We start from the raw sequence: 14725 nt of genomic DNA on the forward strand, positions 1-14725 counted from the left end.
GCTCTAATTCCGTTACAGACCATAGATGCTACTCGATGCCAAGACATTCCCTTATTTCGTTCGTACTTATTAGGTTTAGGAATCCAACTCAGTAATCCAAAAACAGCCATCGTATTTGCCAGCGTATTTACAACACTGCTTCCGCAAAACATACCTATGTATTTCTTTATTGCGGTTCCAATCTGTACATTTTTGAGTAATGCAGGATGGTATCTTATTGCTGCTTTAGTTTTATCTGCTTCACGCCCTCGTCAAGCGTATTTAAAATTTAAAAAATTTATTGATTATTTGTCTGGGTCAGTAATGGGAGGATTAGGATTGAAATTAATCATCAGTCGCTAATAAATGTTACTAATGAGCACTTTGCTATACTTTAAGTAATGCATAAAATACTAATTTAGCAAAACCGATAGCTCACAAATGTCCAATTATGCTCTAGAGCGGAAGCTGACAAATGTTCTGTTCCTCCCCCTTTCAGGGGGAGGTTAGGAGGGGGTTAAAGAGCGTCAGCAACAAAACCTCCCCTTCAAGAAGGGGAAATCAGTTTGTCCAAAAACGATAATCAAACGTGATGGCCCTACGTCATAAACGTGCGTAATGTCTGTTTTCTTCCTTAAAAGGCAAAGAAACTCAATACTTCTTAGAGCTCTCTAGCAACTTAATTTCGCTTCACGCTTTGGCTCTTTTAACGATGACGAAAATGGCCCATTCGATAGAAAAGAAGCGAACAGAGCAACAAGCCGCAGCCGAAAATCTTATTCGCTGGCATCGATTCATCATAAATCAGCACGCTCAGAACCAGTGTCCAGATTGGCTCAAGCAGCATTAATATCGCCGCATTGGTAGGGTTGGCGTGCTTTTGACCTACGGTTTGCATCAAATACCGCAAACTGGTGGCGAGTAATACGCTCAGAGCAAGCCACTTCCATGTCATCAAACTTATTTGATCTGGCCATGACTCAAACAGTAAAGAGAGTAATACCCCAAGGCAGCCGCCAACAAACAGTTGTAATGTAGTGAGCAACATCGGCGGCAGATTAGCCGAAAAACGACTGTTAAAGTTAAAATGCAATGCCAGGCTAAAGGCCGCAGCCATAAACCACAGCTGGCTAGTCGCGACGACCCACTCCCCGTTCCACGACAGTAAAAAAAGCCCAATCAGTGCAATGGGTAGCGACAACCAAAATGCGCGCGCCGGTTTAGCGCCAAACAGCGGCCATGCTAATAACGGAACAAACAGCATAGAGAGGCTCATGATGAATGCGCCCTCGCCTAGCGTGTCGCTAATGGAAATCGCGTGGATCCAGCAAAAAATCGAGCCACCTAGCAACACGCCCACACTCATTGATTTTAAACAATCGTGCAGTGAGGCTTGGCGCAGCGCTTTAAGACAAAATGGCAGTAGGCACAGCGACGCTAAAAGAAAGCGCACGCCAATAAAGCCAAAAGGCGGTAGGCCTTGAATGGCTTGTTTGGAAAACACCCAGCCCGCAGCAGCCAATAAGGTCGTGATAACTAAAATTAATTCTGCGCGTCGGTTTGCGTACATAGCTTGGCTTATCGTGAAATGAGTAGGAGAACGATTGTAACGAGATTTTTGATCGCGCGTTACTCTCGATTACTTTTATCGTTAATGGTCGGAGGTGCGCACGGAATAAAAAGACGGCCTACCGAAGCAAGCCGTTGTTCTTAAAGAAAATAGAAAGGGTTATAGCGCTTTCACCAATTCCGCAATTCCCTGCCAATCACCTTTATCCATCAGATCTGTCGGTACCATCCACGTACCGCCACACGCCACTACGGATTTAATCGATAAATAGTCTTGAACGTTACTTGGGCTAACGCCACCTGTTGGCATGAAATTGACCGGATAAACGGCCGTCAATGCTTTGAGCATCGCCACGCCACCTGAAGGCTCGGCTGGGAAGAATTTCAATGTGCGCAAACCCATTTCCATCGCTTGCTCAACCAAACTTGGGTTGTTGACGCCCGGAACAATTGCCACATGACGTTGCTGGCAATATCTCACCGTGGTTGGGTTAAAACCAGGGCTGACTACAAAATCCACGCCCGCCTCAATGGCTTGATCTACTTGCGCCGTGGTCAGTACTGTCCCTGCGCCAATCAGCATCTCTGGGTAGGCGGCACGCATCAAACGAATCGATTCTGCAGCCGCTTCTGTTCTAAAGGTCACTTCCGCGCATGGCAACCCATTTTCAACCAACACTTTGGCCAAAGGGACCGCTTGGCTAGCATCATTAATCGCAATCACAGGGACGATTTTGATTTCTTTCAATCGTTGTTCAAGAGTTTTCATTTCATAACCTTATAGTAAAACGCTTTTTATAATAAGAAGCTTAGGACAGCGACAATCACAAACGCGATGCTACCAAGCAGTGTTTCCATCACAGTCCAAGTTTTGAGTGTGGTTTTCTCATCCATTTCCATCAAGCGAGAAACCAGCCAGAAGCCTGAGTCATTAAAGTGAGATAGTACCGTTGCTCCACCAGCAATCGCAATCACGATAAAACATAAATCCAACTCACTCAAACCCGTGGTTTGTGCCACAATTGGTGCAATCAAAGCGGCGGTGGTGGTTAGTGCCACGGTGGCAGAGCCTTGCGCCACACGTAAGCAAGTTGCGATAACAAACGCCGCGACTATGATAGGCATGCCTGTATCGGATAACACGTCAGCCAATGCTTGGCCAATGCCACTGGCGCGCAACACACCACCAAACATGCCGCCCGCACCTGTCACAAGAATTACCGCACAGATAGGCGCTAACGAGTCACTGCACAGTTTTTCCAGCTTGTTCATTCCAAAATCTTTGGCAAACACCAGTAAACAAGTTAGCAAAGTCAGCAACAGTGCCACCGGGGTTTTACCCAACATGCGCAAGAATTCAACCAATGGCGCTTTGCCGTCAATCACGCCTGCTACCGCAAGGGTATTAAGACCTGTATCCATAAAAATGAGCAGCACTGGCATCACTAAAATCGCTAATACCGTGGCAAATTTTGGCAATTTATTTTCATCAATAATTTGCTCGGTATTAAAAAACGCTTTAGAGAGTGGAATATCAAATTTCTTACCCGCATACAGGCCAAAGAGGTAAGCGCCAAAATACCAAGTAGGAATCGCGACCAAGATACCAACAATCAGCAGCAGACCAAGATCAGCACCTAAAAGATCTGAAGCCGCAACTGGCCCAGGATGAGGCGGCACAAAAGCATGCATCACGGCAAAAGCACCTGCTGAAGGCAGCGCGTATTTCAATGGTGAGCCACCAAAGCGCTTCGCTACACTAAAGATGATCGGCATCATCACGATCAATCCCGCATCAAAGAAGATGGGAAAACCAAACAGTAATGAAGCAATACCCAGTGCAAACGGCGCTTTTTCTTCACCAAAGCGGCCTATCAAGGTATCGGCCAGCACTTTAGCACCGCCCGTCACTTCTAAAATTTTGCCAATCATCGCACCTAAGCCGACCAGCAAAGCAACGGACGCTAGGGTTCCACCAAAACCAGACATCATGGTTGGGACCACTTTTTCCGCCGCAACGCCGGTGGCAATTGCAGTGCCAAGGCTGACTAAGGTTAATGAAGCGAAGGCGTGTATCTTCAACTTCATGATTAAAATCAGTAGTGCTGCAATCGCACATCCCGCGATTGCTAATAGGTAAGCAGGGTTACTGCTTTGAGTCATCAATTCCATGTTCTTCACCTTATATCACGTATTGTTTTGTTTGTGTTTTAGTTCACAAATCTCTAAGTTACGGGTAACATGTTACCGATAACATGGATAAGATAAAGTCATATTTCCAAGTGAATTTAAAAAATGAGATCCAGCTCAGAATACCACTCAAGGAGTCCGTATGACTGGTAGTAGCATTATTGTAATGGGCGTATGCGCCTGCGGAAAAAGCACTGTAGGCGCGAAACTGGCCCAGAAATTAGGGGCGAAATTCATCGACGGTGACGACCTTCATCCAAAAGCCAATATTCTCAAAATGGCAGGCGGAGAGCCGCTAAATGATGACGATCGCAAACCTTGGTTAGAGCGCATCCGTGACGCGGCTTTTAGCTTAGAGAGTAAAAATGAGCACGGCGTGATTGTTTGCTCTGCGTTGAAAAAAACCTACCGCGATCAAATCCGTGACGGTAACCAAAATGTGACCTTTCTCTTTCTCTATGGCAGTTTTGATTTAATCATGAAGCGCATGCAAGCGCGTAAAGGCCACTTTATGAAAGCGAACATGGTGGAAAGCCAGTTCAATACGTTAGAGCGCCCCGACAACGAAGTGAAAGTCGCTATCGTTGATATCGATACGGATATTGATGAGGTTGTAGAACGCGCCCTAGTGGCATTGCGCGAGCTCACTTTAGATGGTCAAAAGGTGTCAGCATGAGTACAGCCTTAAACCCAACCATCACAGCCGTCACCGAACGAATTATTCAGCGCAGCCGTACTTTGCGTGATGAGTTTCTCAACCGCGCCAAGGCACAGCAGCACAGTGGCAAGGGTAAAGCATCACTCTCTTGTGGTAATTTGGCTCATGCCGTCGCCGCCTCTTGCTCTCAAGAAAAAGCGCACATTCTCGATTTAACGCGTTCTAACTTAGCCATTATCACAGCATACAACGACATGCTTAGCGCGCACCAAGTGTATAAAGATTACCCTGATCAAATCAAAAAAGTGCTCGCCCCATTTGGCCACACGGCTCAAGTTGCTGGCGGCGTTCCTGCGATGTGTGATGGCGTAACGCAAGGCCAAGCGGGCATGGATATGTCGTTGTTCTCACGCGATTTGATTGCACAAGCCACGGCATTTTCACTCAGCCACAATATGTTTGATGGCACATTACTGCTCGGTATTTGCGATAAAATTGCGCCCGGACAACTGATGGGCGCGCTGGCGTTTGCGCACCTACCAACGGCTTTTATTCCCGCAGGGCCAATGTCCACTGGCATTACGAATGATGAGAAAGTCGATGTTCGCCAAAAACACGCGGCAGGTTTGGTTGATGACAGCGCGCTGCTGAATATGGAATGCGCTTCGTATCACTCCCCAGGCACTTGTACTTTCTACGGCACTGCCAATACCAACCAATTAGTGTTTGAGGCGATGGGTTTAATGCTGGCAGGGTCAGCGTTTGTCGCTCCCTTTTCCCCATTGCGCCTTGCATTGACGCAACATGCCGCAATCCGCCTTGCCGCCATGAGCGATGGCACGGCGCATTTCCGTCCACTTTATGAGGTGGTGACAGAAAAAAGCGTAGTCAATGGCCTAGTGGCTTTGCTCGCCTCTGGTGGCAGTTCAAACCATACCATTCATTTACTGGCTGTTGCTCGCGCGGCGGGTATTGTGCTGACTTGGCAAGATATCAGTGATCTATCTGACGTCGTTCCTCTTGTGGTGAATGTTTACCCCAATGGTTCGGCGGATATCAATGAATTTGAGCTCGCAGGGGGCGTACCCATGTTGATGACGCGTCTGCATCAAGCGCAGTTACTTCACACTGACGTAAAACCCGTGTTTGGTGAATTTGCAGATCAACTAAAATCACCGCAATTAGTGGGCCATACGTTAGAGTGGCAAGCGTGTACTCAAACTAAAAACTCCTCGGTAATCGCCCTACCTGATAAGGTATTTCAGCGCTCTGGTGGTATTAAAGTGTTATCGGGTAACCTTGGGCAAGCAGTGATCAAAGTCTCTGCCGTGGCTGAGCAACATCGCATTGTTGAAGCGCCCGCCAAAGTGTTCGCTTGCCAACATCAGGTTGAGCAGGCGTATCAACACGGCGAGCTCAATCAAGATTGCGTGGTTGTAGTCCGCTTCAATGGGCCAGCAGCCAATGGCATGCCTGAGCTGCATAAGTTAATGCCGATTTTGGGCAACTTACAAAAAGCGGGCTATCAGGTTGCGTTAGTGACCGATGGTCGTTTGTCCGGCGCTTCTGGTAAAATTCCTGCGGCTATTCACGTCTCACCGGAAGCATTAAGAGGCGGCGCAATTGCGCTTATTGAAGAGGGAGATAGGATCCGCGTCGATGCGGTGACAGGCCGATTAGAGAACTTAACGCCAACCGAAGGCCGCGATATCGCCACTTGTGATACTGAGCTCACACAGCAAACTTGGGGGCGCGATCTGTTTAAAGTGTGTCGAGATAATGTCTCTGCCGCCAATCAAGGGGCTTCGTTCCTCTACCCTAATTGATACAACATGAGCTTGATGTAGCCATTGAAGTGACAAACCCAACCACTTCAATGGCTGAATAACAAGCTGACTACAGGCTCTCGCCATCGGTGACACTAAAGCCTAAGTCGAACACTTTCTGCTCAATCACTTCACCAGCCAGTGCGGACAATAATAGCTCAGCACTTTTCTTGCCAATCTCAAACCGAGGCGTTTCTACACTGGTTAGCTTTGGCGAAATCGCTTGACCTATATCGAGCGCGTTATACCCCACGATTGCAATATCTTGAGGAATCTTCAGCCCTCGATGTGCACACTTCATCATGGCACCAATTGCAATGTCATCATTAGTACAGAAGATGCCATTGATCTCTGGCCTCTCTTCTAGGGCTTGTTCGAGTAAATCACCGCCGAGAGTAAAACTTGAATGCTCTTGAGTTAGGATATGAACTGCGGTTAAGCCTGCATCTTGCATTGCACGATCATAGCCATTCATCCGCAACTGCGTTCGAGTATCAAGACGCGCACCGAGATAGGCAATATGCTGTTTGCCACTATCAATCATCTGCGTCACCACATGATACGAGGCCTGTTCGTGATCCAACCCCACCGCCATATTGATCGGCTTGTCTGGCAGCTCCATCGTTTCAACCACTGGCACACCCGCCGCTTTTAGCATTTGGATGGTACGTTCGGAGTGGTGCGTTTCGGTCAAAATAAGACCATCGACTTGATACGACAGCAACGAGGCAATTTTCTCCTCTTCTTCTTGCACGTTATAACCAAAGTGGGCAATAAGTGTATCGTAACCTCTTGCTTTGGTTACCGACTCAATCCCTTGAACTAAATTGGCAAACACTTGGTTTGACAAGGAAGGCAGAAGAATACCAATCGCCTTACTTGACGATTTCGACAACATCGCCGGGGCGCGATTTTGTATATAACCTAATTCTTCAATCACTGCGGCAATTTTTTCTTGGGTTGCCAATGCGACCGAGTTGGGGTCGCGTAGAAAACGGGAAACGGTCATTTTCGTCACCCCCACGCGGTCTGCGATATCTTGCAGGGTAGGCCTAGTTTTACGTTGCATACTGCTCATTTTTATTCTGTTTTCCAACTGAATGTTACCGTAACATTAAACCTCATGACGACTGTGCATTTCAATCTTTATATCACCTCGTTAAGCTCATACACACAGAAGCAATGGCGTAATTTGTGTGACCAACTCGCACAATTATCAACAAACTCATTAATAATCCCTAAAATGGACTTGCTTTCTTGCCTCCTCACCCCAAAAAGAGAGTAATGTGAGGCAGAAGCTCTCCTTTTCATGGATCTTTGATTCATCGCAAGGCGCTTTTCCCCCTGCCAGATTAATTAATAGCTTCTGATTTTGAAGCTGCATTCTAAGGAAATAATAATGTCTGATACACCCACTACCGTTGAATATACCGTTGAAACCCTAAAGCCTGTTGTTGAATCTTCCGGTTCTATTTGGGGTTATGTGGCGGGCGGTGTCGTGCTTGCAGTCGTTCTTGGTTACTTTGCTTTTAAAAAGCTCAACAAACCGGCCTTTGTCATTAAGCAAATGCGTAAACGTAACCGTAAAGAGATGAAAAAACATGGTGTGGAAAGTGCCGAAGCGATGGTCGATCTCGATCTTCTACTCGATGCAGTACAAGAGTACGCCACCCAACAAGCAATGAGTGGCACAACCATGGTGCAGTTGTTAGCGCCATTAAATGACGCCAATAAAATGAAATCCGCAGGAGATTTCTATCATTCAATGGCCTACATTGCCAAAAGCATCAATAACCCGACGCTGGCTAAAACATTACAGAACAAATCAAAACAGGTTCGTTCAAGCTCGCCACTGATGGCTGGCCTGCTCAAACGTGCTGGCGTTTAGCTGGCACTACTGCAAAACCTGCGATGTGGGTGTATCACCATCACCCACATCTAAAAGTTTTCCCCTCAGTTAAGGCTGAAATGGCAGTGATGAATGGTGCAGAACAATTCGCAGTTGGCCCTGTTCATCTTTCTTGAATGCCCAGCTTTTATCCACCACGGTTTGCTTTCCTTTATTATCGATAAGCTTGACATGCCCCATGGTTAAGGCCACATCACCATTGATGTAGACTGCTGCGTTATCAAAGCTATACTCCTTCCAACCTTTTAGTGCAAAACCAGAATCTTGTGGGTATTGCTTATCACTGCCGACAAAATAAGATAGCGCTCCGTCTACTTCTGTGCGAAAGGTTTGCTCCCCACTGGCAAGCGTAGGTTTGAAAAGCACCGCACCTTGTTGATAGCCATAAGCTTGGTCTAACACTTGCTGTGCCAATTTCTTCGCTTCAGCATGACCTTTTTGTTCATAAGTCTGGCTGATCTTGATTAACGCTTCTCCCCAAGCTTGCTGGGCATCAAGCACCTCTTGGTGGTTAATGTTGTTATTAACTAATACGTTAGAAGCTTGAGCGGATAGCGGTAACAACCCGCAGAGTAATAATGCTGAAATAGAAATTCTTTTATGTGTACGTTGCATGATGAAGGCCTTATCTAATTATCTAGTTGATGGGAGTAATGTGGTTGATGGGAGTAATTTACGGCCTCTCGATGAACCTAAACCATGCGCTTAGATTAACTTCAGATGAATATTCTTTACCCAATACCAACGGATCGCTTACTCTGCTCACCTATTAAATTTATGCGGCGATCATTATGTTTCGTTATCAATTATCTCTCGTACTGGCTCTGTTGCTCACCCTAATCTTAGCCCAAGCTGGCACCGCTTTATGGTCAAATAACGTCGCTAATGAGCACATTCAGCGCGGACAGATCTCCAATCAAATCTTGCAAAGCTTTATGCAGTTGAGCACGGAAAAACAGCAGTTGAAAATTTGGCTTGCCGAGTATTTATTGACCAAAGATGGCAGCACGCTCAAACGAGACATGCGCTTTTCAAAGATTGAAGATTTGCTCAGCGAGCTCTATTTGCTAACCGAGCAAGCACAACAACACGGTATCACCAACCAAGACTTTGCCGAGATCACTCAGCAAATCAAAGTCATTTCTCTCTTTGAAACTAACTTTGGACGATTAAAAACAGCGCTTCGATCCTGGGAAATCGCAAAAATCACAGACAATAATGATCGCTGGCTTTTACTCAGTGACACCTTTGATAAAGTGGATAACACCGACCTACGCCAGCTGCTGAATCAAGCTATTTCTCTACAGAAACAACGTACTGCACGCTATGAAGCCGCAGCGATGAAATCATTATCTGATGTAGAAAATGTCATTGTAACCTTATCATTACTAGGGGTAGTCTTTGGCTTGCTACTCGGAGGCTGGTTACTGCGCACCTTATCCAAACCGTTAGCGGAACTGCTAAAAAGCACTTCAGCTTTAGAACAAGGCCATCTTAACCATCGAGTATCGGTCAGCGGGCCAAGTGAGCTCAGAACCCTAGCGCAGCATTTTAATTACATGGCACAAAGCCTTGAAAATGCGCAGCAAAAAGAGATCGCTTCGCGTCAACTCATTGAGCGAGAAGTTACTGCACGCACCCAAGAACTCGCCAATGCACTCGAAACATTGGAGCAAGCTAAACGCCAGCAGAAAGAGTTTTTTGCGAACGTCAGCCATGAATTGCGTACTCCCGCAACGGCCATTTTAGGAGAAGCGCAAATTACCCTTCGCAGTCGTCAAAATAGTGATGAAGAGTATCGACAAACGCTACAGCGTATCAATGAATCGGCAACCCACCTTTCCTACCGGATCGACGATTTATTGCTGCTTATCCGTCAAGATGAAAAGCTGTTCCAACCGACTCTTATCCCCATCACCTTAGAGAACCTATGGCAATCGGTGACGAGACAAGCCACCCTTTTAACTCACGCGCATCAAGTGCAACTTGAATGTCTTCATCCACAACAGGCAAACTGGCAAGCTCGGATCTTTCATACTGATTTAGATAAGCTACTGATGACCGTGCGAATTATCGTCGATAATGCATTGCGCTATGATCCACATCACCAGCCTATTACGCTCACTCTGCTAGTTGAGCCCAAGCAATTTCATCTTCAATTGCAAGATCACGGTATTGGCATTGACCAAGAGGACCTCGCACAGATTTTCCAACGCTATTTTCGGTCCGAAAACGGCAAACGCTATCGCCCTGATGGCTTGGGGATTGGTTTAACGCTGGCTTATAACATTGTGCAACAGCAACGCGGAACCATCGCATTCCAAAGCCAACTGGCTCAAGGCACAACCGTTACACTTACCTTTGAACTGGAAGAGGAAGAATCATGAGAATTCTTTTAATTGAAGATGATGCCAGAATTGCCAACTTTATTGAGCGAGGGCTCAAAGCAGAAGGTCACCACATTCAGCGACTAAATGATGGGCAATACGCACTTGAAACACTCATAAGCGGCGAGCCCGATATTTTAATTTTAGATCGAATGCTTCCGCACACCGATGGATTAACTCTTTGTCAGCAAATACGTGAAGCCGGTATTGATGTGCGAATTTTGATGCTTTCTGCTCTGGGCGAAGTTGAAGAACGGGTTCGGGGCCTACGCATTGGTGCGGATGATTATCTGGCAAAACCTTTTCATTTTGAAGAGTTACTGGCTCGCCTAGATGCGCTGCAACGTCGACATTCTGACTCTGCGCCAATGCCCACTCTACACATTGCAGACTTAACGCTCTGCTTATCAACCATGGCCGTAACACGGGCAGGGCAAGCCATTGAGTTAACCGCCAAAGAACTCTCCATATTAGAGCTATTGATGCATAAACCCGGTCATATTTTTAGCCGAGAACGGATTCTTGCTAATGTTTGGGGTCTCCATCAAGATCCCCTAACCAACGTAGTCGATGTGTATATGCGTCGTCTACGCAAAAAAATTGATGACCCTTTCTCATCAGCACTGATTAAAACTAAACGCGGTATGGGCTATTTTCTCGATAAAAATAGTGGTGAGCAACGCACAGGAAATGGATAAATTTAACTCTTATCTAACAATTAGTTATCTGAGAAATTTAATATTCGTTCCGGTGCACAAATTTGCATACCTATAGTTAACATTTGTAGTTCATTACAGTATTACTGGTCATAAGTTCAGGGCAACCACAAAACGACATCGAGAGTTCATTTCACTAGGTGACTTCTCAATGCCGTATTTGAACCCTCCAGCTGTAGACATAACCACTAACCGAGTTCTTACGCCTACCCCTGCCGTTCATTAAGCTTGCCCACCAGCCGTTTTTTAATTGTTCAGGAGACTCATCATGAGTGACATTGCACTTTCTATCAGCATTCTCTCGCTGGTAGCTGTGCTGGGTTTGTGGATAGGGAATTGGCGCGTCTACGGTGTTGGTTTAGGGATCGGCGGGGTGCTGTTTGGCGGCATTCTCGTCGGCCACTTTACAGGCATGTGGGGTGTGGTTCTTGACTACAATACGTTGCATTTTATTCAAGAGTTCGGCCTTATCCTATTTGTGTACACCATTGGTATACAAGTCGGACCCGGTTTTTTCTCTTCACTTCGAAGCTCAGGACTAAAACTCAACGCCTTTGCCGCACTGATTGTGTTGCTGGGCTGTGTGGTGACGGTCGCGCTTTACTATCTGTTTGATGTGCCTTTACCCGTTATTCTTGGTGTATTCTCCGGTGCAGTCACCAATACGCCATCATTAGGCGCGGGGCAACAAATCCTGACTGAGTTAGGTGGCCAAGAGAACATGCTTGACCTGACGGGTATGGGTTATGCGATTGCTTACCCCTTTGGCATATGCGGTATTTTGCTTACCATGTGGCTGCTCAGAATTGCCTTTCGTGTCAGTGTTGACGCCGAAGCCGAAGAGTTTGAGATCCACAACGGCCACAAAAAAGAGAGCTTACACACCATTAACGTTGCGATTAAAAACCCCAACTTAAATGGCCTGCTCTTAAAAGACATTCCCGCGCTCAGTGATGGCGATATTGTGTGCTCGCGCCTCAAACGTGGTGAACACCTTTCAGTACCCAAACCCGATTCACGAGTTGAAGTGAATGATTTGCTTCATCTGGTCGGCGATAAAAAAGCGTTAGAAAAAGCACGCTTGGTGATTGGCGAAGAGGTCGATGCATCACTTTCGACACGCGGCACGGAGCTGCGAGTACAGCGCTTAGTCGTCACCAACGAGATTGTGCTTGGTAAAAAGCTGCGCGATCTGGATTTAAAAGAGAAATACGACGTCGTAGTTTCGCGTTTAAACCGTGCCGGGGTTGAGCTTATCCCAACCAGCCAATCTACCTTGCAGTTTGGCGACATTCTCAATTTAGTCGGGCGTCAAGAAGCGATTGAAGCGGTCAGTGGCATGGTCGGCAACGCGCACCAAAAATTACAGCATGTGCAGATGCTACCAGTCTTCGTTGGGATTGGACTTGGGGTATTACTCGGATCTATTCCGTTTTATCTACCGGGATTCCCCGCCGCCATTAAGCTCGGCTTAGCTGGAGGACCGCTGATTGTTGCACTGGTTTTGGCGCGTATCGGCAGCATTGGCAAAATGTATTGGTTTATGCCACCCAGCGCGAACCTTGCTCTGCGAGAAATTGGTATTGTGCTGTTTTTAGCCGTGGTCGGGTTAAAATCTGGGGGTAATTTTGTTGAAACCTTAGTGCAAGGCGATGGCGTCAGTTGGATGGGCTACGGCATGTTGATCACGGGTATTCCATTGATCACTGTTGGAATACTGGCTCGTGTTTTAGGCCATATTAACTATCTCACCATCTGTGGCATGCTAGCAGGCTCGATGACCGATCCACCCGCTCTTGCTTTTGCAAATGCGCTGCACGAAAGCAGTGGCGCTTCTGCATTGGCATACGCTACTGTCTATCCGTTAGTGATGTGCCTGCGCATACTCTCACCGCAAATATTGGCGTTAATTTTATGGGCAATATAGCGAACGGTTAATATCAGGCAAACTAGATAAACAAAGTGGGTCGCTCAGTACCCACTTTCTTTTGCTGCGTTGATAATGCTCCCACACAGCAACGTCTCACCAAATCTCTACAACATAGGAACAACGGACAGTAACAGCAACGCGCCCATCGCGCCGTTAAACCAGCGGACATAACTTGGGTGATTCATCCAGTGGCTCAACTGTTTACCCGCCGCAGTCCAAACACTGACCGACGGAATGTTCACCAAAGCAAACACCAATGAAATCAGCATTAACTGCGCCCAACTCGCACTTTGGTTAAATACACTCACCGCAGTCAGCGCCATCGACCAACCTTTGGGGTTGACCCATTGAAACAGTACAGCCGAAACAAATGACATCGGTTGATACTGCTTCTCTCCCTGCGAAGGATTACTCAGCGCAATTTTTATCGCCAAATAGACCAAATAAATGGTGCAGGCAATTTGCAAGCCTTGTTGCAACATAGGATAACGATGGAATAAACCCGTTAACCCAACACCAACCAACAGCACCATAATGCTAAAACCAAACGTTACACCAAGCATGTGCGGAATAGTGCGCATAAAGCCCACATTTGCACCGGATGTCATCAGCATGATGTTGTTTGGACCCGGTGAAAAGGTCGAAACAAAAGCAAAAGCCACCAGTGGCCACCATTGTGTGTAATCCATCTTCTTTCTCTATTTAATAATGATGAACAAATAATAATGGTATCGGCTGGCAATATTGTGCTTATATTGGTCAATACCACCAATATTGAGCAATAAAAATAAGCCATGGACAGATTTGACGAGAGAATATTGCAAGAGCTACAACTTGATGGCCGAGTCTCGAATGTCGAGCTAGCCGAACGCATCGGCTTATCGCCCTCCGCCACGTTGCGCCGCGTGCAGGATCTTGAGCGTAAGCAGATCATTAAAGGCTATCGAGCGGTCTTAAATAAAACCCAACTTGATGTCGGGTTTGTCGCTTATGTGGCAATTGGCTTAAACAGCCATACGAAAAAAGCGCAGCTCAGTTTCGAAGAACATGTGCGCTACGCCAAGGAGGTGGTCGAATGCCACAACATTACCGGGATGAACGAATATTTGCTGCGTGTCGAAAGCAAAGATCTCAGCGCCTATAAACGTTTTCACGCCGATGTGCTTGGTGAGTGCTTAACGGTGAAATCGATCACCACCATGGTGGTCATGGACTCTCCTAAAGACGAACGGCAATAGTGTGATACTCCATCACTTTTAACGTTCAACAAAGCACGGAGAAATTACCAACCAAGCGCAATAAGACGCATATCACATGTTACCCAACTCATTAAGTTTCTTAAGTCTTTATTAAGAAAAGTTCTTTATAGTTATCATAACGTTTATAGTAGAACCGCATGTTATGGAACCCACAATGAAAAATCCTCGCTTCTCATACGCAAGTATTACCTTGTTGCTTGCTCTCTATTTCAGCTTGGTACTCAACATCCCTATTTATGCCAAATTGGCACAGATTTTTTCGGCTGCTGAGCAGTTCAATTGGGGGTTTGCGTTCTCAATAC

At 46.4% G+C, this 14725-nt stretch carries 14 protein-coding genes; 8 read left to right on the top strand and 6 right to left on the bottom strand.

Features of this window, described 5'->3' with window-relative positions:
- Positions 1-342: LysE family translocator (locus AACT21_RS15555; protein ID WP_176430251.1), on the top strand; the 342-nt coding region annotated here is incomplete at its 5' end.
- 343 nt (positions 343-685) lie between these two features.
- Here AACT21_RS15555 and AACT21_RS15560 read toward each other — a convergent pair.
- From AACT21_RS15560 to AACT21_RS15570, 3 genes are all read right to left on the bottom strand, one after another.
- Positions 686-1549 carry a DMT family transporter gene (locus AACT21_RS15560; RefSeq protein WP_094164655.1) on the bottom strand — a complete coding sequence of 288 codons (864 nt, stop codon included), beginning with the start codon at positions 1547-1549 and terminating at the stop codon, positions 686-688.
- Positions 1550-1708: 159 nt separating this feature from the next.
- Positions 1709-2317, bottom strand: coding sequence for a bifunctional 4-hydroxy-2-oxoglutarate aldolase/2-dehydro-3-deoxy-phosphogluconate aldolase (locus AACT21_RS15565; RefSeq protein WP_017047051.1), 609 nt, complete (start codon positions 2315-2317; stop codon positions 1709-1711).
- Positions 2318-2343: 26 nt separating this feature from the next.
- The gene (locus AACT21_RS15570; RefSeq protein WP_026027816.1) at positions 2344-3720 is read right to left on the bottom strand and encodes a GntP family permease; all 1377 of its coding nucleotides are present in this window, start codon (positions 3718-3720) and stop codon (positions 2344-2346) included.
- A 160-nt stretch (positions 3721-3880) separates the two neighbouring features.
- On the opposite strand from AACT21_RS15570, the gene AACT21_RS15575 reads away from it, so the two are divergent.
- A complete protein-coding gene (locus AACT21_RS15575; protein ID WP_094164656.1) occupies positions 3881-4414 on the top strand; it encodes a gluconokinase in 534 nt (177 codons plus the stop codon).
- Positions 4411-6222, top strand: a complete 1812-nt coding sequence (gene edd, locus AACT21_RS15580; protein WP_094164657.1) for a phosphogluconate dehydratase — start codon at positions 4411-4413, stop codon at positions 6220-6222. Before AACT21_RS15575 ends, edd begins: the two co-directional genes overlap by 4 nt.
- 70 nt (positions 6223-6292) lie before the next feature.
- On the opposite strand, the gene AACT21_RS15585 is transcribed toward edd, so the two are convergent.
- Positions 6293-7300 (bottom strand): substrate-binding domain-containing protein, encoded by a 1008-nt coding sequence (locus AACT21_RS15585; protein ID WP_026027817.1) that lies wholly within the window; start codon positions 7298-7300, stop codon positions 6293-6295.
- A gap of 321 nt (positions 7301-7621) precedes the next feature.
- On the opposite strand from AACT21_RS15585, the gene AACT21_RS15590 reads away from it, so the two are divergent.
- Positions 7622-8110, top strand: coding sequence for a hypothetical protein (locus AACT21_RS15590; RefSeq protein ID WP_010319103.1), 489 nt, complete (start codon positions 7622-7624; stop codon positions 8108-8110).
- A 69-nt stretch (positions 8111-8179) separates the two neighbouring features.
- Here AACT21_RS15590 and AACT21_RS15595 read toward each other — a convergent pair whose 3' ends face one another.
- Positions 8180-8746: a phosphoribosyl-AMP cyclohydrolase gene (locus AACT21_RS15595; RefSeq protein WP_094128911.1), complete on the bottom strand. Its 567-nt coding sequence runs from the start codon at positions 8744-8746 to the stop codon at positions 8180-8182.
- Between the two features lie 176 nt (positions 8747-8922).
- On the opposite strand from AACT21_RS15595, the gene AACT21_RS15600 reads away from it, so the two are divergent.
- From AACT21_RS15600 to AACT21_RS15610, 3 genes are all read left to right on the top strand, one after another.
- Positions 8923-10518 carry a sensor histidine kinase gene (locus tag AACT21_RS15600; RefSeq protein WP_094164658.1) on the top strand — a complete coding sequence of 532 codons (1596 nt, stop codon included), beginning with the start codon at positions 8923-8925 and terminating at the stop codon, positions 10516-10518.
- Entirely contained in the window at positions 10515-11216 is a 702-nt protein-coding gene (locus tag AACT21_RS15605) for a response regulator transcription factor (protein ID WP_013856461.1), read from the top strand. Before AACT21_RS15600 ends, AACT21_RS15605 begins: the two co-directional genes overlap by 4 nt.
- A 286-nt stretch (positions 11217-11502) precedes the next feature.
- Entirely contained in the window at positions 11503-13161 is a 1659-nt protein-coding gene (locus AACT21_RS15610) for a putative transporter (protein ID WP_026027818.1), read from the top strand.
- A 107-nt stretch (positions 13162-13268) separates the two neighbouring features.
- On the opposite strand, the gene AACT21_RS15615 is transcribed toward AACT21_RS15610, so the two are convergent.
- Complete coding sequence (locus tag AACT21_RS15615; protein ID WP_013856459.1) at positions 13269-13853, bottom strand: LysE family translocator; 585 nt, start codon at positions 13851-13853, stop codon at positions 13269-13271.
- A 105-nt stretch (positions 13854-13958) separates the two neighbouring features.
- Here AACT21_RS15615 and AACT21_RS15620 point away from each other — a divergent pair, with 105 nt between their 5' ends.
- The gene (locus AACT21_RS15620; protein WP_019280913.1) at positions 13959-14402 is read left to right on the top strand and encodes an Lrp/AsnC family transcriptional regulator; all 444 of its coding nucleotides are present in this window, start codon (positions 13959-13961) and stop codon (positions 14400-14402) included.
- Positions 14403-14725 lie beyond the last annotated feature (323 nt).

The organism is Vibrio sp. V08_P9A1T1, assembly GCF_963874405.1.
GTDB classification, from domain to species: Bacteria; Pseudomonadota; Gammaproteobacteria; order Enterobacterales; family Vibrionaceae; genus Vibrio; species Vibrio anguillarum.

What these genes read in the sequence shown, in the direction of transcription:
- AACT21_RS15560 (WP_094164655.1), bottom strand. Translation starts at nt 1,549, where the DNA reads ATGTACGCAAACCGACGCGCAGAATTAATTTTAGTTATCACGACCTTA.
- AACT21_RS15565 (WP_017047051.1), bottom strand. Translation starts at nt 2,317, where the DNA reads ATGAAAACTCTTGAACAACGATTGAAAGAAATCAAAATCGTCCCTGTG.
- AACT21_RS15570 (WP_026027816.1), bottom strand. Translation starts at nt 3,720, where the DNA reads ATGGAATTGATGACTCAAAGCAGTAACCCTGCTTACCTATTAGCAATC.
- AACT21_RS15575 (WP_094164656.1), top strand. Translation starts at nt 3,881, where the DNA reads ATGACTGGTAGTAGCATTATTGTAATGGGCGTATGCGCCTGCGGAAAA.
- edd (WP_094164657.1), top strand. Translation starts at nt 4,411, where the DNA reads ATGAGTACAGCCTTAAACCCAACCATCACAGCCGTCACCGAACGAATT.
- AACT21_RS15585 (WP_026027817.1), bottom strand. Translation starts at nt 7,300, where the DNA reads ATGAGCAGTATGCAACGTAAAACTAGGCCTACCCTGCAAGATATCGCA.
- AACT21_RS15590 (WP_010319103.1), top strand. Translation starts at nt 7,622, where the DNA reads ATGTCTGATACACCCACTACCGTTGAATATACCGTTGAAACCCTAAAG.
- AACT21_RS15595 (WP_094128911.1), bottom strand. Translation starts at nt 8,746, where the DNA reads ATGCAACGTACACATAAAAGAATTTCTATTTCAGCATTATTACTCTGC.
- AACT21_RS15600 (WP_094164658.1), top strand. Translation starts at nt 8,923, where the DNA reads ATGTTTCGTTATCAATTATCTCTCGTACTGGCTCTGTTGCTCACCCTA.
- AACT21_RS15605 (WP_013856461.1), top strand. Translation starts at nt 10,515, where the DNA reads ATGAGAATTCTTTTAATTGAAGATGATGCCAGAATTGCCAACTTTATT.
- AACT21_RS15610 (WP_026027818.1), top strand. Translation starts at nt 11,503, where the DNA reads ATGAGTGACATTGCACTTTCTATCAGCATTCTCTCGCTGGTAGCTGTG.
- AACT21_RS15615 (WP_013856459.1), bottom strand. Translation starts at nt 13,853, where the DNA reads ATGGATTACACACAATGGTGGCCACTGGTGGCTTTTGCTTTTGTTTCG.
- AACT21_RS15620 (WP_019280913.1), top strand. Translation starts at nt 13,959, where the DNA reads ATGGACAGATTTGACGAGAGAATATTGCAAGAGCTACAACTTGATGGC.